The sequence below is a fragment of the Streptomyces sp. NPDC047061 genome (assembly GCF_040643955.1).
Classification (GTDB): domain Bacteria; phylum Actinomycetota; class Actinomycetes; order Streptomycetales; family Streptomycetaceae; genus Streptomyces.
Map to the genome: position 1 here is coordinate 131,365 of NZ_JBEYVI010000030.1, position 17,281 is coordinate 148,645.

The window sequence follows — 17,281 nt, forward strand, 5'->3', positions numbered from 1 at the left end:
TTAACCGGGCCGAGGTCGCGCAGAGCGGCCGCCGGAACGGCGTTCAGCGCACCGCGCGGACCACCAGATCGGCCAGCTGCCGGCCCGCCGCCTCGTCGAGGGGCGCGTGGTCGAGGAGCAGGCGGTACCACAGCACGCCGTAGACGACGTCGATGAGCAGGTCGGGGTCCAGGCCGGCGGCGATCTCGCCGCGCGCCCGCGCCCGTTCGAGGAGTTCACCGAGGGCGGCGCGACGGCTGAACAGGAACCGCTCCCGGAACGCGACGGCGAAGACCGGGTCGAGCAGGGCCTGGGCCATCAGCCCGATCAGGACCGGCCGCCGGCCGCGCTGCCGGAACGTGGCGGTGAGGAAGGCCGTGAGGTCGGCGGGCAGCGATCCCTCGTCCGGGACGGCGATCTCCGTCTCCGCCAGGTCGAGCATGGCGTCGAGCACGACATCGGCCTTGGACGGCCACCAGCGGTAGATCGTCTGTTTGCCCACGCCCGCGCGGGCGGCGATGCCCTCGATGGTCAGCCCGGCATAGCCGTGCTCCTGCAAGCCGTCCATGGCCGCCGCGAGGATCGCGCGCCGCGCCTCCTCGCTGCGCGGCCTGCCCTGCCGTCGCTCAGTCGTCATGGAACCCACTTTACAAGACGCCACGTCTCGATAATCTAATAACGAGACGTAGCGTTCCGAAAAGAGGTCGAGCATGCGCGTTGTGATCATGGGTGGGACTTCCGGCATCGGTCTGGCCGCCGCACGGAGGCTGGCGGACGACGGCGCCGAGGTGATCGTCACCGGGCGCGATCCGGAGAGACTGGCCGCCGTCAAAGACGTCGTGACGGCGGCGGAACAGGTGGACGGCACGTCCGAGGAGGCGGTCGCGGCGTTCTTCGACCGGACCGGGCCCTTCGACCATCTGGTGCTCGCGTTCAGCCCGGGCGCGGTGGGCCTCGGCCCGATCGCCGACGTCGGGCTCGCGGACGTCAGGGCGGCGTTCGACGGGAAGCTCTTCCCCTATCTGTTCGCCGTCCAGCGCGCGCAGGTGACCGGCTCGATCACGCTGATCTCGGCCTCCACGGCACGTTCGGCGCTGGCCGGGACGGTGACCCTGGCAGCGGTCAACGGCGCGATAGAGCGGATGGTTTCACCACTGGCGGCCGAGCTGGCGCCCGTTCGGGTGAACGCGGTCTCGCCGGGGGCCGTCGACACGCCCTGGTGGGACTTCCTGCCCCGGGAGCAGCGCCAGGCACAGTTCGCGGCGGCCTCGGACGCGGTGCCGGCCGGGCGGGTGGGGCGCGCCGAGGATGTCGCGGCCGCCGTCCGCTATCTGGTGGACGCCACCTACGTGACCGGCTCGGTCCTCCCGGTCGACGGGGGCTTCACCGTCGCCTGACGACACCCCGTGACACCCGATCGGCCCTCCCCCGGACGCTCCGCGGGAGGGCCGACGTCATGCGGGAAGTCAGGAGCCCGCGGCCCCCCGGTGCTCCGCCGCGATGCCGAAGCGGCCGCGTTCGGAGCGTACGGCGGTGGCGGGCTCGCGGACCGTGGAGACCGCGCTGACCACGTGGTCCACGTGCTCCTCGGCTGGTTCCGGAAGCCCTTCGAGGCGTTCGAGATCGGCGGCGGAGACGAGGGCGACCAGAGGCTTGCCGTGGCGCGTCACGACGACGCGCTCACCGCCGTACACCACCCGGTTGATCAGTTCGGCGAGCTCAGCCCTGGCTTGGGTCACCGGAATCTCGTAGGCCATGGACCCAGCTTACGGGGCACTCCGGACAACGCCCCGTGTTCGGCGACAGCGGAATCCTCCCTCCAGGGTATGTACGTCCTGTACATTTTTTACAGAGAGCTCGGCCGCCGAGACGCTCAGCCACGAGGAGGGGTATGCCATGACCCGACCGTCCGCCCGCTATGTCCTGCCCGAGTTCACGGAACGCACGGCCACGGGGCAGCGCACCCTGGATCCGTACTCGAAGCTCCTGGAGGAGCGGATCGTCTTTCTCGGCACGCCCGTCGACGCGACCTCGGCCAACGACGTGATGGCGCAGTTCATGTATCTGGAGTACGCAGCTCCGGAGCGGGACATCTCGCTGTACATCAACTCCCCGGGCGGGTCCTTCAGCGCGATGGCCGCGATCTACGACACGGTCCAGTACGTGAGCTGTGACGTCGAGACGATCTGCCTCGGGCAGGCCGGGGCGTCGGCGGCGGTGCTGCTCGCGGCCGGCACGCCGGGCAAGCGGTCCGTGCTGCCCGGCGCGCGCGTCGTGCTGCAGCAGCCGTCGCTGCCGGAACCGGTCCACGGCCAGCCGAGCGATCTGGTCATCCGGGCCGAGGAGTTGGACCGGGAACGGGCACTGCTGGAAGCGATGCTCGTGCGGCACACCGGGCGCACGGCGGAACAGGTGCACCGGGATCTGGAGCGGGACCTGATCCTGGACGCCCAGGAGGCGCTGGCCTACGGGCTGGTGGACCGGGTCGTGCCCGGCCGCCGGCCCTCGCTCGGCCTGCCGGACGCGGGGTGAGACGCCGATGCTGCCGCCGGAACTCCCGCCGCTGCCCGCGCTGACCCGCGCCGAGGGCGAGCTGATCGACCGTTACCTGGACGTGGTGGACCTGCTGGGCCGGATCAATCCGGCGCAGAACGAGGACACCTACCGCGGGCTGCGCGCCGCGCAGGCGCTGGTGCGCGCGGCGTCCGAGCTGCGTGACGCGCTGACCCTGATGCATCGCCGGGGCGAGACGGAGCTTCACGGGGACACGCTGGCACGGGCGTTGCGGGTGCTCGACGGCGAGCGCCGGACCGCTCGCGTCGCACTCCCGCCCGACTGCGTACGGTGACACCCGGCGGACTCCGGTCCCGTGCGTCGACGGCGCGACCGGGCCGGAGTCGAAACGACCCAAAGGGGTTACTGCCGTTCGGCGGAGCGTGGCGTGGTTTTACCTGCCCGCAGGAGTCGCTCGACCCGCCTGTTCGGAGGTGCCCGCGAGCGGCTTCCGCGCAGGTCCGGGGCTACGCAGGGCAGTTGACGGAGAATCGAACAAAGGGCTGTCCACCCGAACGGGTGGGTGGTGAGTAACCCCACAAATCCCCGATTCCGTTGGGTTTTTCGGACACGAGTGAGTGAAGATCCCTGTCTGACGACAAGCCCCCGCCACAGCGGCGGGGCGGTCCGGGCGGACGCCGAGTCCTGCCGCCGCCCGGATTGACCCGTCGACAGAAGTGCATTGGCAGGAGTGGAGGACCCAAGCAAGCCGGGTCGCCGGCACGGTCGCGCCATGACCGGGCCGAGCAGCCCTTGGGGTGAAGCCGTGGCAACACGGCCGGGCAACTTCGCCAGCCCGAATCCGACAGGTCATCCTTCACAGGCGGCTGACGAAGGGTTGCGCATGAATGCGCTCAATCGTGTTCCGTCGCTGATGGCCCGGGCCGGTACGGCCTCGGCACTGACCATTGCCGCCGTGGGCGGCTCGATCGTGATCCCGGGTGTCGCCTCCGACGCCTCGGCCGCCACGATGGCGACGAAGGCACTTCAGGTCGCTGCCTCGAAGAAGGGCGCGCCCTACAGGTGGGGCGCCACCGGGCCGAACAGGTTCGACTGCTCCGGGCTCACGCTGTACTCGTTCAAGAAGGCGGGCAAGAAGCTGCCTCGTACGGCGGCCCAGCAGTACAACAAGACCCGTCACATCTCGGCCGGCAACCGCAAGGCCGGGGACCTGGTCTTCTTCCACTCGGGTTCCAGCGTGTACCACGTCGGTATCTACGCCGGGAAGGGAAAGATCTGGCACGCCCCGAAGACCGGGGACGTGGTGAGGCTCCAGAAGATCTGGACGCGGAGCGTCTGGTACGGCCGGGTCAGCTGATCCGCGCAGCAGCACCCGATAACCGGCCGGCGGGGACTCAGGGCTACGGTTCCTGCTGGCCGACCGCGGTGACGGTGCCGGCCGGGACCGTCCAGGGAAGTTCGATGGAGACGGTCTTGCCGCCCTCCCGGGTGGGGCGCACCCGGAGCTTGCCGCCGCATTCGGCGGTCAGCCAGCGGATGATGACCATGCCGCGCCCGTTGTCCTGCTGGACCGCGGCGGGAAGTCTCTTGGGGAAGCGCGGATGGCTGTCCGTGACACCGATGCGCAGCTGTTCGTCGCGGTCGAGCACGAGGTCCACCGTGAAGGTGGGTGACTGCCCGAACGTATGCTGCACGGCGTTGGTGGCGAGTTCGGAGACGATGAGGCGAACGGTGTCCGCGGTCTCCGTCTCCGGTGGCAGTCCCCACTCCGCGAGAGTGTCCAGCACGTAGGAGCGGGCGGTGGAGACCGAGGCGGGATCGCTCGGCAGAGTGACGGATGCTTCCAGGTGGTCTGCCATGGCGACGTCGTCCCTTTCCTCGGGACCGGAGTCCGACACAGTGCGGATGGTTCGAGTACGGTCCCGGACTGGTGCTTCTTCGCCAGACTGCCATTACCGGGCCGGTCAGGGGAGCGATCCACCAAGATATGCATATATCTGTCGCTCGAAGCGGTGAACTCTGCTACCTCAGACCGTATTTGGGCGGCTCGGAAGGAGTAAGGAGTAGCCCATGCAGAACGGTCCCGCGGTACGCCGCCGGAAACTGGGCGCCGAACTGCGCACACTGCGCACCGGCGCCGGCCTCACGAGCGGTGAGGCCGCCCGTCTGGTGGGCTGGCATCAGTCGAAAGTGAGCCGGATCGAGACCGGCGCCAGCGGTGTGAAACCGGCCGATGTGCGGTTACTCCTGGACGCCTACGGCGTGGTCGAGGGGCAACTGCGCGAGTTGCTCCTGGTGTTGGCGGGGTCGGAGGACACGGCGGGACGGCACCACTGGTGGCACGCCTACCGTGGGGTACTGCCGCCCGCCTACCGGGATTTCATCAGCCTGGAGTCGCAGGCCAGCGCCATGCGCACGCTGGAGACCTCGGTCGTGCCCGGGCTGCTGCAGACCCCGGAGTACGCGCGTGCGGTGACCCGGGCGGCCGTGGACGGGCGTGACGACGAGGCCCTGGACGCCCTGGTGGAAGTGCGTCTGGCCAGGCAGGACGTGCTGCACAACGATCCGCCGCTGGAGCTGAGCGCGGTCCTGGACGAGGCGGTACTGCGCCGCGAGGTGGGCGGTCCCGGCGTGATGGCGCGACAGCTGGTCCGGCTGATGGAGGCGGCCCGGCTGCCCCACGTACGGCTCCAGGTGCTGCCGTTCGCGGCCGGGGCGCATATCGGCATCACGGGACCTTTCGTAATCTTCTCATTTCCGAGCACTTCTGATCTGGACGTGGTTGTTATCGACCAGTTGACGAGTAGCCTCTACCTGGAGCGGAAAGAAGACCTCCAGGCCTACACGGAGGCCTTCGACACGCTTCGGATCCACGCCCTTTCGCCCGAGGACTCGTTGGATTACATCGCCGTGATAGCTGACGGCACGTAAGGAGGCACCATGACTGCACTGCCTCGGAACGTACCTTCAAGTGCTGATCTGCACGGATTGCGGTGGCTGCGCAGCAGCTACAGCACCGGAGCGAACAACTGCGTGGAGACGGCACGGCCGCACTCCGGCCCGTCGGCCGGACTGCTCGCCGTGCGCGACTCCAAGGCTCCGGCCGGACCCGCGCTGCTCTTCTCCCCCGAGAGCTGGGCGGGTTTCGTCACCGCGCTTGTCAACTGATCAGCCCAAGAAGAGTCTGATCAGATTCGAACGAAAGCAATCAGAACGAAACTGATCAGACGCCCACCCGTTCCACGAACCACTCCGTATCCGCTTGCGAGCCAGGCCCGGCCGTGTCACGCCGACTCATGGTCGTGTCTCGCCGATCACTCGTACAGCGCGTTCGATCTCGGCCCCGGAGAGGTCTGCACGGGCGGTCAGCCTCAGCCGTGAGATGCCGTCCGGCACCGACGGCGGACGGAAACAGCCCACGGCCAGGCCTGCCGTACGGCAGTCGGCCGCCCACTGCACGGCCTGCTCCGGGGACGGGGCCCGCACGGAGACCACCGCGGCGTCCGGACGCACCGCTTCCAGACCCGCGGCGGTCAGCCGTGCGTGCAGTTCCGCGGCCACCTCGCGGGCCCGGGCCGCCCGCCCGGGCTCACGGCGCAGCAGCCGCAGGGCCGCCAGCGCCGCGCCCGCCGCGGCCGGGGCCAGGCCGGTGTCGAAGATGAAGGTCCGGGCCGCGTTGACCAGATGGTCGATCACGCGGGCCGGGCCCAGCACCACGCCGCCCTGGCTGCCCAGCGACTTCGACAGGGTCGCCGTGACCACCACGTCCTCGGCGCCGGCCAGCCCGGCCGCGTACGGCGCGCCCCGCCCGCCGTCCCCGAGGACCCCGAGCCCGTGGGCGTCGTCGACCAGCAGTCCGGCGCCGTGCTCCCGGCACGCCTCGGCCAGCGCGGCCAGTGGTGCCGCGTCCCCGTCGACCGAGAACACCGTGTCGGAGACGGCCACCGCGGGCCCCTCGTGCGTCCCGAGCGCCTTGCGTACGGCGTCCGGGTCGGCGTGCCCGACGACCTGGGTGGTGCCCCGGGCCATCCGGCAGCCGTCGATCAGGGAGGCGTGGTTGAGCGCGTCGGAGACGATCAGGGAGCCGTGCGGGCCGAGCGTGGTGACGGCGGCCAGGTTCGCGGCGTAGCCGGAGGAGAAGACCAGGGCGGCCTCGAACCCGCAGAATCCGGCCAGTTCCCGCTCCAGTTCGGTGTGGAGTTCGGTGGTGCCGGTCACCAGCCTTGAGCCGGTGGAGCCGCCGCCCCAGGTCCGGGCCGCCGCGGCGGCGCCCTCGGCGACCTCCGGGTGGTGGGCGAGACCCAGGTAGTCGTTGCTCGCCAGGTCCAGCAGCGGCGAGTCGGCGGGGCGGGGGCGCAGGGTCCGTACCAGTCCGGCGCGGCGGCGCTGCTCCGCCTGATCGTCGATCCAGCCGAACGCCATGGCCCCTCCGGTGATTTTGTAGGCAGTGAACAGACCCTAGCGGGACCACCGTCCCCCCACTGTGTGGCAATACCCACACGTGGTTTTATCAAGCACAGGATCAGCGCAGGTCAGAGGCGGTATCACACCCTAGGCTGAAGATCGTCTCTCACAGCACGGACCGGCCGCGCGCCCAGGCGGCGCCGACGCGAGTCAGTGGCTGCTGCTGCGCGCCCGCACAGCGAAGCGCCTGTAACCGGCGCACCACCAGCAGCCGCACTGAGGGGGAAGGCCAAGATCCACGCGCCGAAACTCTGAGCACGTCAAGACGACGTGCTCTACGTTGAGCGACATGAGCGCGTCGCGACGGGCCTACCGCTATGTCGGGCCGCATCACGTGATCGCCGCCGTCCAGACAGCGAACAGCGGTGCCACGATCCGCACACCTGCCGACTTCGCCGACTGGGCAGCAGCCCAGAGCACCGAGGAACTGAAGGAGCCCTTCACCTTCGTCATCGGCACGGACGGCGCCCTGCTACTGGCACCACACCGCAGCGAACACGCCGCCTGCGCGGGCGGCGGCCGAGTGCTGGGCGCCGGCGAAGTCAGCTTTGCGTCGGAGGCCGGACGCTGGATAGTGACCGAGGTCAGCAACCAGTCGACCGGCTACTGCCCGGACGTCGCCTCGTGGCCAGCCGTGGCACAGGCCCTGGACCAAGCCGCCCTCGGCCACCCGGACTACTTCACACACCCGGTGCTCTTCCGCCGGTGCCTGGGCTGCCAGCAGCACAACATCGTGCGAGAGGGCCACTTCGTCTGCGTCTTCTGCGACGCAGACCTGCCCCGACGATGGAACGTCGATACGAACATCGGAGACCCAGGCGCGCCCTGAGCTCGTCCGCCACGACTCCCACCGGGAGTGTCTAATCAACGGCGGATCTGATGATCAAGGAGACGCGTCTGATGACGGAGACCGCCGTGGAGAACGAGCAGGCCGAGCAGGTGGTTCAGGCACCGTCGAGTGCTGTGTCGCATGAACAGCTCGTTGCGATGCTGGTTGCGTCGCCGCCGGCCGCACCAACGCCGAGATCGCCGCCGAGCTGTACGTCTCGCTGTCCACAGTGAAGACGCATCTGTCCAGCATCCAGCTCAAGTTGTCGGCCCGGAACCGGGTCGAGTTTGCCGCCTGGGCCTGGCGTAACGGCCACGTCTGAGCCTGCTCAGAGTTCCAGCACCCGAGCCACGGCACACAGGCACAACACCCCTCGCCATACCGGGACACACATGCGCGGCCATCCGCGGCCCGGCCTCCGCCGTCCGGTCCCGCGTGATCACCTCCGGCCGGTCGAGGAGGAAGAACGCCGCATCTGCGGCTTCTGCCCACCGAAATGGATTGCCGACCCCCGCGGCGCGTCAGTCATGCCCGCGCCTGGTCGACCCACTCGACAGTCGGCTCGCGCCCGTCGCTGGCCGCACCACCGCCGTCGTACTCCTCAACACCCTCGAACGCCTCGGCAGAGGGAGTTCGTTATGCACCCCGTGCACCCGCACCAGGTAGTGGGCGGGCCGGCCTGCACCTATTCCGCCCCGTGCCTGGGACAACGCCGGACAGCCGTTCTCACCGCGACACCGCCCAGGATTGAACAACCGATTCCGCCAACGCCGGGGACCGAGGGCCGCGGTGATGCGGCAACCCGGCAGGGCGCTCTTGGTGGCTGGCGTCGAAGACCGTCATCCAGAGGCCGGTCGACGCTGTCCGGTCGTACTCAGTCGTCGGAGCCCCATGACTGCGCTCCAGATCGTCGTATCCCGGCGCGGTGGCCTCCTGCCGCACGACGCCGACCGACACGGCGAGAACACCGCAGGCGAACGCGAGGCCGGCAGCCAGGGCACGGAGATGAGTCCTCATCGGGGTCTCCTGTCGTCGTCAAGGTGTATGGCGAGCAGGCGAGGGGCCGCCCATCAAGGGCGGCCCCTCCAGCTCCGGCTCAGTGAGTCAAGGCGGACTCCGCCGGCTGGTTTCCGTTGTCCACGGAAGCAACCGGGGCGGGTACCTTCCGGCTCAGTTTCTCGCCCTCGACGTCGATGTCGGGCAGCACCCGGGCCAGCCACTTCGGCAGGTACCAGGCCTTGTTCCCGAGCAGGGAGAGAATCGCCGGCACGATCGCCATGCGGACGACGAAGGCGTCGAAGACGACCGCGATCGCGAGTCCGAAGCCGATCATCTTGATCATCGATTCGTCGGCGCCGACGAATCCGGAGAACACGGCCGTCATGATCAGCGCCGCGGCCACGACGACCCGGGCACTGTGCCGGAACCCGGAGACGATCGCCTCCTTGGGACCGTCCCCGTGGACGTAGGCCTCGCGCATCCGGGAGACCAGGAACACCTCGTAGTCCATCGCGAGGCCGAAGACGATGCCCACCAGGAAGATCGGCATCATGCTCATGATCGGGCCGGTGGACTGCACGCCCAGCAGATGCGCGCCGTGGCCCTGCTGGAAGACCGCGACGACGGCGCCGAGGGCCGCGAGGACGGAGAGCAGGAAGCCGAAGGCGGCCTTGAGCGGCACGAGGAGGGAGCGGAAGACCAGCAGCAGGAGCACGATCGCGAGGCTGACCACCACCGCGAGGTAGGGGATCAGCGAGGCCTGCACCTTTTCCGCGACGTCGATGTCCAGCGCGGTCTTGCCGGTCACCTCGAAGGAGACACCGGCATCCTTCTCGATGCCCGGCCGGTTGTCACGGATGGTCTTGACCAGGTCCTTGGTCTTCTGGTCGGTGGGGCTGGTGGACGGGGTGGCGGCGAACACCGCCGTGTTCCCTGCCTGGTTGAAACGGGCGGGCGAGACGGAGACGACGCCCTTCGTGGCCGCGATGCGCTTCGAGATCGTGGTCACCGCCGCCTTCGGGTCAGCGGATCCCTTGGCATCGACGACGATGCTCAAAGGCCCGTTGAAACCGGGGCCGAACCCCTCGGCAAGGGCATCGTAGGCGCGGCGCTCGGTGGTGGAGGTCGGCTTGGCCTCGTCGCCCGGCATGCCGAGTTCGAGGTGCGTCACGGGCGTCGCGACCACGCCCAGTCCCACCACCCCGAGCACCAGCACGGGCAGGGGAAGGCGTACGACCACCTTGGCCCAGCGAGAGCCACCGTTGTCGGTCTTGAGCTGCTTCCTGCGGTAGCGCTTGGAGTTCTTGCGGGCGCCACGCGAGAGCACCGCGTTGGGCCAGAATCCGAGGATCGCCGGGACCAGGGTCAGGCAGATCAGCACGGCCATCAACACCGCGCCGGCGGCGGCCAGGCCCATCTTGGTGAGCATCGGGATGCCGACCACCCAGAGACCGGCGAGCGCGATGATGACGGTGAGTCCGGCGAAGACGACCGCGGAGCCCGCCGTGCCGACGGCCAGACCGGCGGCCTCCCGCGGCGCGTGGCCCTTGGCACGCTCCTCCCGGTAGCGGGAGACGACGAACAGGGCGTAGTCGATACCACAGGCCAGGCCCAGCATGCTGGCGAGCGTGCCGGTGTTCTCCGACAGACCGAACGTCTGGGCCAGCGCCATGATCCCGGTCATGCTGACGGCCACACCGATGATCGCGGCGAGCAGGGGCAGGCCGGCGGCCGCCAGGGATCCGAAAGTGATCAGCAGAACGAGCGCGGCGACGGCGATGCCTATCCCCTCGGCGGCTCCGCCGGCCGCGGGCTGCTTCGCGAGCGCGTCACCGCCGACCTCGACCCTCAGACCCGCGTCCCGGGCCTGGTCGATGGCTCGCTCAAGATGCTTCTTGCTGGTGTCGGTGAGGTCGTCCGCCTTCGCCTTGAAGGAGACGGTGGCGTACGCGGTCGTGCCGTCCTTGCTGACGGCCTTGGCCTGGAAGGGGTCGACCGCACCGGCGACCTGGGAGCCGTCGGCCGCTTCGTCGACGAGCTTCTCGATCGCGGCCCGGTTGTCGGACGCGGTGACCTTCTCACCGCTGGGCGCGATGAACACGATCCGTGCGGTCGCGGCGTCGGCCGTCGTACCGGGGAAGCGCTTCTCCATCAGGTCGAACGCCTTCTGGGACTCGATCCCGGGCATCGTGAAGCCCTCGTCGGCCGCTGCGGGAGCCTTGGACGCCGCTAGTCCGACGGCCCCCAACACCGCTACCCACAACAGGGCGACGAACCATCGCCATCTGAAAGCCACACGGCCCAGGTGATAGAGGACAGTTGCCATGACGGGGGAAGCCTCCGCATCAGTGGTTCAGAAATGTCAGGAGGAACAGAGACCGCCTCCGTGGGGATGCCCGACCGGTCGGGCCACGGTGGGGAAGCGTCCGTTTCCGTTCTCAACCCTTTCGCGAGCCGCGCGCCGCTACGAGGGAGTGCTCTCCCGATTCCGTGGTGTAGCCCGCTACACCACGGAATCGGCACCTGCTCCCCTGTGGGTTTGTCCCGGTTCACTTAGCGTCGATGTCATGTGGAAGACGATTCGACAAAGCGCGCGGGCCACCCAGCACCTCATCCAGGCCTCTGCCCTGGCCTTCGCGTCGTGCCTGTTCCTGTGCGTGCTGCTGATCGCAGCCGCCGGAACGGCCCTGCTGGTGGGTGCCTGGCTGCTGCCCGAGGCCGTCCTTTTGCTGCGCCGTGTCGCCGGCGCCAAGCGGCGCCAGGTCGCCGCCTGGACAGGCCGGGAGATCTCCGAGGCCTACCGGCCGATCACCGGGTCACTCGGCGAACGGCTGCGCACAGCGGTCCGGGACCCGCACACACATCGCGATCTGCGCTGGCTGATCGCCCACTACGGCTACGGCTGCCTCGGCATCGTGGCAGTGCTGCTCTGGTTGCCGGGGCTGATCGTCGACGGCCTGTGGTGCGTGCTGCTGCGTCGCCAGGCGGTTGTGCTCCCGTTGATCACCCGGCTCGCCCATCTCGACTCCCGGTGGTCGCGCGCTCTGCTCAGCCCCTCCCCCAAGGACCGACTCGCCAACCGCGTGGAGCAGTTGACCGTGACCCGCGCCGAGGCCCTCGCGGCGCACACCGCCGAACTGCGCCGCGTAGAACGGGACCTCCATGACGGCCCGCAGGCACGCCTGGTGGCGCTGTCCATGCGTATCGGACTGGCGCAACGCGCCCACGACCACGGCCCCGAGGGGACTCGTACGCTCCTCGCCGACGCCCAGGACGAGGTCGAGGCCACTCTCGCCGAGTTCCGCCGCATCGTCCGCGGGATGCACCCTCCGGTCCTCACGGACCGCGGGCTCGTGGGAGCGGTACGGGCCTTCGCCGCGGGGTGCGGACTGGACGTGCTCGTGGATGTCCACGGCCTGGGGGACGACGGTCCCCGAGCGCCGGCCCCGGTCGAGTCGGCCATATATTTCGCCGTGACCGAAGCCCTCGCCAACGTCGCCGGGCACAGCGGCGCACACCGTGCTTCCGTCCAGCTCGACCGCCTGCCCGCGGGGTTGCGGGCGATCATCTGGGACGACGGTCTGGGCGGCGCCGACGAGGCGCGCGGTACCGGTCTGCGCGCCGTCCAGCGCCGGGCCGCGGCGCTGGACGGCATCGTGACCGTCACCAGCCCCGCCGGAGGACCGACCGCGATCGTCGTCGAGTTGCCCTGCACGTGGTAGACACCGAGCGGCGCCCCCCGTGGCGCCCACGCCGGTTTCGTGGGCGCCGGCGTCGCCACTCGACGGCTCGCGTCGGCTGCGCGGTGAAACCGTGCGGCAGGTCCTACTTCCGCTGCTGGAAGATCCAGTCCCGGATGGGTTCGACGGTGTAAGCGACCCGCCACGTGCAGAGGTGTTCGTTCGTGGCGTTGTCGTCCGCGTCGGTGGGTACGACCGTGCCCTTCCGGAACATGGAGTAGTTGATCGAGCTGCCTTCGGCGGCCATCTTCTTCGCCTCCGCGGACAGCTGCGCCGACGTCGACCGGCCGTCCCAGGTGGCCCGGCTGACGGTGGCCCCCTTCCCCTCCAGGATCTTCGTGATCTTGTTCTCGTACGGGTAGGCCTTCGCGTCGCCCTTCGAGACCACGATCCACATCTTCTTCTTCGCCAGCGGAGCGACCTTGGCGGGATCCCACTGCGCGGCGACGATGAGCGACGCGGCGAACAGATCGGGATACTTGATGTTGATCGCGAGGGCCATCATCCCGCCCCCGGACTGGCCCGTGGAGTACAGCCGGTCGGTGTCGATGCTGTACTGCTTCGTGAGCGACCTGACCAGGTGCACGGTGGTGTCCAGCATGTCGGACGCCTGGAAGCTGTCGTCGACCGTGGGTCTGGAGTACTGCGGGGCCAGCACGAACGCCTTGCGCTTGGCCTGGTCCTCCGGGCTCGCCCAGCACACCGCGCCCAGCCCCTGGACCAGGGTCGTCCGCGTCACGGTACTTGTGGCCGTCGCGTCCGGCATGAACAGCACCAGAGGGTACTTCTGCGAGGCGTCGTAGTCCTCGGGCACGAAGAGGTTGTACTTCAGGGTCTCCCCGGTGGCCGAGTCCTTGAAGCTCAGTTCCTTGAAGTCGTCGATGACGAGGTTGACGACCTTGTCGGTGGTGTAGGCGTCGCCGGCCTTGCCCACCGTCTTGCCCTTGGCGGTGGTGAGGGCCGTCTTCTGCGTCAGCGACGCCTTGGCCGACTTGATGGTCGTGGTGGGGCCGCCGCTTCCGCCGCCGCCCGGTCCTCCGGAGGGCATGCCGGAGCCGGAGGGCATACCGCTCGGCTGCCCCGACGGCATGCCCGAGGGTCGGGTTCGTTCGTCACCGGCGAGGTACCGAGGTCGCCCGTGACCGCGTGTTTCAGCCAGTCGACGTACTGCAGCCACAGGGGCCGGTCCATGCCCAGCCGTGCGTTGAGTTCGGCGACCGCTTTGGGCGTGGCGTTCTCACCCAGGATGACGGAGGCGGCCGAACCGGGTGCCAGGCTCAGCAGTGCCACCGTGCCCATGGTGACGAGCAACAGGACGGTCAGACTGCGTAGGAGGCGTCTCGCGACGTTGAGCACCATGCGTGTCTCTTCCTTTGAAGGGCACAGGGTGGCTTCGTGGCGTAATGGCAGCCCAGCATGGGGACGGTCACGCGTGGGCGGGCGGGGGGTGTCCGCTCAACGGAACGGGCACGTGAAGAATCTTGGCGGGCGGTCGCCGGTACGAAAAAGCGGTGCTTTGCGGCATCGCGTGCGCCAGGTCGTGGCTTCTGCTGTCCGAGGCCCCCGTTGACCGACACCCGGTCACAAGGGCCTTGGCGCAGGGTACGGAGCCGGCTCGGGTGCACAGCCGCCCGCAGGCGAGGTCCGGATCCGTGCACCGTGGCCGAGCCGCCCGGCACGTCCGGACAGACCGTGGCACCTGCCCGCCGTCGGCTGCGGCGCTCACCTCGGATCCGGAGTCAGTCCAGACGCTCCCGGGCGGTCGCGGGAGACATGCGCGACGTCGTGCGCACAAGCCTCTCGACCTCGTCGGCGGCGAGGACGGCACCCGGGCATTCGAGGAACCAGCGCATGGTGTCATCGACGCCGCTCAACCCGGCCGGACGGTCCGGCAGATAAGGCTGCACGTAGACCGAGGTGTTCGGCTCGAAGCGCCAGCTCTCCGCCAGGTTCCCCACGTCCACGCTGTCGTAGCCGAGCACGTCGAGCAGTTCGCGCACCTCGGTCCTGGCCTTGTCTTCGTCGCCGGCGACGGGCAGTGCGCTCCGTTCGGCAGAGATCCCGGGACGGGCGAGCAGCTCCAGTCGGCGAAAGTCGATGTTGTTGAACGCCTTGACCACCCGTGAACCTGACAGCCGCCGTTGGACCAACTCACTGGAGGTGAGCTCCTGCTGGTCCAACTGGGCGATGTTGCCGTCCCGTTCGGGATAGTAGTTCATGGTGTCGATCACGATCTTGCCGGCGAGCTCGGGGACGGGAAGCGCGGTGCAGCTTCCCAACGGCACTGTCACCGCCACGAGGTGACCGGCCTGCGCCGCGTCACATACGTCCGCGGCACGGGCCCGTTCCCCCAACGACGCCACCAACTCCCCGAGCGTCTCAGGCCCGCGTGAGTTGCTCACGACGACCTCCAGCCCCGCGGCGATCGCCAGTCTGGCCAGAGCGCTGCCGATTCGCCCCGCTCCGATGAGTCCCAAGGTGGTTGTCACTGCACTGCTCCCTCTCATGTGCCCTTCGGGCACGGACATGCCGACTGTCTCTCCGTCAAATGCCGTGACGGCAGAATGATCTGCCCGTCCGGATGCTCAGCCGTCCACGCCTCCGTCCACCAGGGCGGCCGGTGCCGGGGAGACCGTGACCGAGGCCGCATGGTGCCGCTTCGGCGCCAGCACGGTGACCGCGAGGACGGCCCCGCAGACCGCCAGCCCGACCATGAGCAGCAACGCCCCGCGGATGCCCGGCTCGGCGTAGAGGACACCGGCCGCGGAGACGGTCGACGAGCCCGCCATGATGGCGAACATGATGACGGGAACGACACTGGCGAAGCCGCTCTGGCAGACCTGGACGCTGCCGGCGATGGAAGCCTGTTCCTCCGGCGGAGTCTCCGTGATGACCATGTTCGGCACGGAGCCGTAGGCAAGGCCCGTCCCGAGCCCGTCACACACCGCGCCTGCGAGCACCTCCCACAGGCTGTCGTGGAAGAAGACCAGGAAGAGACCCGCGGCCGCGATCAGTACGAGGCCGGCGACCATGCACCAGCGTGCCGCGAGACGCCGTACGGCACGGCTGACGGTGACCCCGCCGATCACTTGGGCGAATGCCTGGGGTGAGGCGATGGCGGCGAAGGCGAAGGCCGTCATGCCCAGACCGTACGTCCTGCCGGCGGAGGCGGGGGTGAGCGCGAGGATGGGCAGGATCGTGGCGGGGACCACCGTCGCACCGTAGGCCGCCGCGCCGGTGACGGCCGCCAGGAGGATCGGGCGCCTGGTGAACAGCCTGATGTTCAGGATGGGCTCGGCGGTCCTGCGGGCGCGCAGCACGAACCCGGCGAAGGCCGCGAGGCCGACGGCGAACAGGCCGAGGACGGAGGCCGAGGACCAGCCCCACTGCTGCCCCTTGCTGACCGCGACCAGTACCAGGGCGAGGCCGCCCCCGAGGAGCACCGCGCCCGCGTAGTCGGCGCGCGCGGCATGCCGCAGCCGGGTCTCCGGGGTGCTCAACCGGATCAGCACTCCCAGAAGGATCATCACGATGACGTTGAAGGTGTACATGCCCCGGAAGCCGAAGGTGTCGAGCAGCCATCCGACCAGGAACGGCACACCGACCCCGAAGGCCCCGATGCCGGTCACCGAGACGCTGGCGGCGAGGGGAAGCGTGCGCGGCGGATACACGTCCCGCATCAGCGAATACGTGAGGAACATGCCGGAGATGGCGACCCCCTCCAGGCATCGGCCGACCAGGAGGACCCCGAAGGACGGTGCGAGGGCGGAGACCGCCGCACCGACCGTGGCGGTGGACAGAGCGACCAGCAGCACCCGTCGTTTGCCGTGGAGGTCGGCCAGCTTGCCGAGAAGCGGGCTGACGACGGCACCGGTGAGCATGTAACAGGTGAGGAGCCAGCCACCTTGATCGGTACGGAAGTGCCGGGTGATCGAGGGGAGCGCCGTCGAGGTCATCGTGTAGCTGAGGGCGACCAGCTCCACCACCATCACCATGGCGATCGTCGATATGACGAGCCGTGGGGTCCAGCCCTGTTCGTCGAGGCCGGATGTCTGCGCCGTAGGGAATTGCCGTAGCGTCATCGTCGCTCCCAAGGGGATCGGCTTTTGGAGCGACGCTAGGGGCGTGATCTGCACCACAGCAATCGGCCTTCCCGGTGGCCGGGCGACAAGGGACTGCTGTTACGCATGGGGCTGCTGTTACGCAAGGGGACGGGTGGTGCCTCTGTCGCTTCCCGCTCCGCCGACGAGGGCGTTTTGTCCACGTCGGCCACAGCGCAGATCCGGCCACGGTCCGCAGGCCACGGCCAGCCTGGGGCGAAGACCGTCGCAGCCCCCTTCTCTTCGGGGTTTCGGGGCTCCGGCTCGCACCGTCGGCCGGGCTACCAGGCGACGGGCAGCTCGTAGATGCCGTAGGCCTGCGAGTCCTCCTTGAACTTCAGCTCCGAGAGGTCGACAGCCATCCGCAGCGCCGGAATGCGGCGGAACAAGGCGCCGAAGACCACCTGGAGTTCGACACGGGCCAGCTGCTGCCCGACGCACTGGTGCGGTCCCCAGCCGAACGACATGTGGTGCGCCGCCTTGCGCTCCAGATCGACCTTGTCCGGTTCCGGGAAGGCCGCCGGGTCCCAGTTGGCCGCCAGGAGAGACGCGATGACGCCCTCTCCGGCACGGATGACCTCGCCGTCGATCTCGATGTCGTCGACGACCGCGCGCCGGGCCAGCAGGTGCGGGATGGTCAGGTAGCGCAGCAGCTC

At 69.2% G+C, this 17,281-nt stretch carries 19 protein-coding genes, 1 pseudogene and 1 riboswitch; of the genes and pseudogenes, 9 read left to right on the forward strand and 11 right to left on the reverse strand.

The annotated features are described in order from the left end of the window. Positions 1-43: 43 nt before the first annotated feature. Complete coding sequence (locus ABZ887_RS34505; protein ID WP_361298241.1) at positions 44-616, reverse strand: TetR/AcrR family transcriptional regulator; 573 nt, start codon at positions 614-616, stop codon at positions 44-46. 73 nt (positions 617-689) lie between these two features. Here ABZ887_RS34505 and ABZ887_RS34510 point away from each other — a divergent pair, with 73 nt between their 5' ends. Further along, entirely contained in the window at positions 690-1,376 is a 687-nt protein-coding gene (locus ABZ887_RS34510; RefSeq protein WP_361298244.1) for an SDR family oxidoreductase, read from the forward strand. 69 nt (positions 1,377-1,445) lie between these two features. On the opposite strand, the gene ABZ887_RS34515 is transcribed toward ABZ887_RS34510, so the two are convergent. Then, positions 1,446-1,736: a type II toxin-antitoxin system Phd/YefM family antitoxin gene (locus ABZ887_RS34515; RefSeq protein ID WP_361298247.1), complete on the reverse strand. Its 291-nt coding sequence runs from the start codon at positions 1,734-1,736 to the stop codon at positions 1,446-1,448. Positions 1,737-1,875: 139 nt separating this feature from the next. Here ABZ887_RS34515 and ABZ887_RS34520 point away from each other — a divergent pair, with 139 nt between their 5' ends. The 3 genes from ABZ887_RS34520 to ABZ887_RS34530 all read left to right on the forward strand — a co-directional run bounded on the left by ABZ887_RS34520 (position 1,876) and on the right by ABZ887_RS34530 (position 3,850). After that, on the forward strand, positions 1,876-2,511 hold the full coding sequence (locus ABZ887_RS34520; protein WP_361298250.1) for an ATP-dependent Clp protease proteolytic subunit: 636 nt from the start codon (positions 1,876-1,878) through the stop codon (positions 2,509-2,511). A gap of 7 nt (positions 2,512-2,518) precedes the next feature. Next, positions 2,519-2,827 (forward strand): hypothetical protein, encoded by a 309-nt coding sequence (locus ABZ887_RS34525; RefSeq protein ID WP_217551763.1) that lies wholly within the window; start codon positions 2,519-2,521, stop codon positions 2,825-2,827. Positions 2,828-3,188: 361 nt separating this feature from the next. After that, a riboswitch (cyclic di-AMP (ydaO/yuaA leader) is annotated at positions 3,189-3,373 on the forward strand. A 3-nt stretch (positions 3,374-3,376) separates the two neighbouring features. After that, complete coding sequence (locus ABZ887_RS34530) at positions 3,377-3,850, forward strand: C40 family peptidase (RefSeq protein WP_361298254.1); 474 nt, start codon at positions 3,377-3,379, stop codon at positions 3,848-3,850. 43 nt (positions 3,851-3,893) lie between these two features. Here ABZ887_RS34530 and ABZ887_RS34535 read toward each other — a convergent pair whose 3' ends face one another. Beyond that, complete coding sequence (locus ABZ887_RS34535) at positions 3,894-4,352, reverse strand: ATP-binding protein (protein ID WP_361298256.1); 459 nt, start codon at positions 4,350-4,352, stop codon at positions 3,894-3,896. A 211-nt stretch (positions 4,353-4,563) separates the two neighbouring features. Here ABZ887_RS34535 and ABZ887_RS34540 point away from each other — a divergent pair, with 211 nt between their 5' ends. Together ABZ887_RS34540 and ABZ887_RS34545 are read left to right on the forward strand one after the other, a co-directional pair. Continuing rightward, positions 4,564-5,424, forward strand: coding sequence for a helix-turn-helix transcriptional regulator (locus ABZ887_RS34540; protein ID WP_361298259.1), 861 nt, complete (start codon positions 4,564-4,566; stop codon positions 5,422-5,424). Positions 5,425-5,433: 9 nt separating this feature from the next. Beyond that, on the forward strand, positions 5,434-5,661 hold the full coding sequence (locus ABZ887_RS34545) for a DUF397 domain-containing protein (RefSeq protein ID WP_361298262.1): 228 nt from the start codon (positions 5,434-5,436) through the stop codon (positions 5,659-5,661). Between the two features lie 126 nt (positions 5,662-5,787). Here the strand turns inward: ABZ887_RS34545 and ABZ887_RS34550 are convergent, their stop codons facing one another. Further along, positions 5,788-6,915, reverse strand: coding sequence for an 8-amino-7-oxononanoate synthase (locus tag ABZ887_RS34550; protein ID WP_361298265.1), 1,128 nt, complete (start codon positions 6,913-6,915; stop codon positions 5,788-5,790). Between the two features lie 331 nt (positions 6,916-7,246). On the opposite strand from ABZ887_RS34550, the gene ABZ887_RS34555 reads away from it, so the two are divergent. Further along, positions 7,247-7,786 carry a hypothetical protein gene (locus tag ABZ887_RS34555; protein ID WP_361298268.1) on the forward strand — a complete coding sequence of 180 codons (540 nt, stop codon included), beginning with the start codon at positions 7,247-7,249 and terminating at the stop codon, positions 7,784-7,786. A gap of 169 nt (positions 7,787-7,955) precedes the next feature. After that, a pseudogene (locus ABZ887_RS34560) lies at positions 7,956-8,108 on the forward strand (LuxR C-terminal-related transcriptional regulator); the annotation flags it as partial. Positions 8,109-8,512: 404 nt separating this feature from the next. Here the strand turns inward: ABZ887_RS34560 and ABZ887_RS34565 are convergent. Continuing rightward, entirely contained in the window at positions 8,513-8,803 is a 291-nt protein-coding gene (locus ABZ887_RS34565; protein WP_361298271.1) for a hypothetical protein, read from the reverse strand. A 79-nt stretch (positions 8,804-8,882) separates the two neighbouring features. Continuing rightward, positions 8,883-11,111, reverse strand: a complete 2,229-nt coding sequence (locus ABZ887_RS34570) for an MMPL family transporter (protein WP_361298274.1) — start codon at positions 11,109-11,111, stop codon at positions 8,883-8,885. A gap of 241 nt (positions 11,112-11,352) precedes the next feature. Here ABZ887_RS34570 and ABZ887_RS34575 point away from each other — a divergent pair, with 241 nt between their 5' ends. Next, complete coding sequence (locus tag ABZ887_RS34575; protein WP_361298277.1) at positions 11,353-12,507, forward strand: histidine kinase; 1,155 nt, start codon at positions 11,353-11,355, stop codon at positions 12,505-12,507. Between the two features lie 103 nt (positions 12,508-12,610). On the opposite strand, the gene ABZ887_RS34580 is transcribed toward ABZ887_RS34575, so the two are convergent. The 5 genes from ABZ887_RS34580 to ABZ887_RS34600 form a co-directional block, all read right to left on the reverse strand. Beyond that, entirely contained in the window at positions 12,611-13,615 is a 1,005-nt protein-coding gene (locus ABZ887_RS34580; protein ID WP_361298280.1) for a PHB depolymerase family esterase, read from the reverse strand. Next, complete coding sequence (locus ABZ887_RS34585) at positions 13,498-13,884, reverse strand: hypothetical protein (RefSeq protein ID WP_361298283.1); 387 nt, start codon at positions 13,882-13,884, stop codon at positions 13,498-13,500. Before ABZ887_RS34585 ends, ABZ887_RS34580 begins: the two co-directional genes overlap by 118 nt. Before the next feature lie 380 nt (positions 13,885-14,264). Continuing rightward, positions 14,265-15,053, reverse strand: coding sequence for an NAD(P)-binding domain-containing protein (locus ABZ887_RS34590; protein ID WP_361298286.1), 789 nt, complete (start codon positions 15,051-15,053; stop codon positions 14,265-14,267). Positions 15,054-15,110: 57 nt separating this feature from the next. Next, positions 15,111-16,607: an MFS transporter gene (locus tag ABZ887_RS34595; protein ID WP_361298289.1), complete on the reverse strand. Its 1,497-nt coding sequence runs from the start codon at positions 16,605-16,607 to the stop codon at positions 15,111-15,113. A 299-nt stretch (positions 16,608-16,906) separates the two neighbouring features. Next, positions 16,907-17,281: cytochrome P450 (locus tag ABZ887_RS34600; protein WP_361298292.1), on the reverse strand; the 375-nt coding region annotated here is incomplete at its 5' end.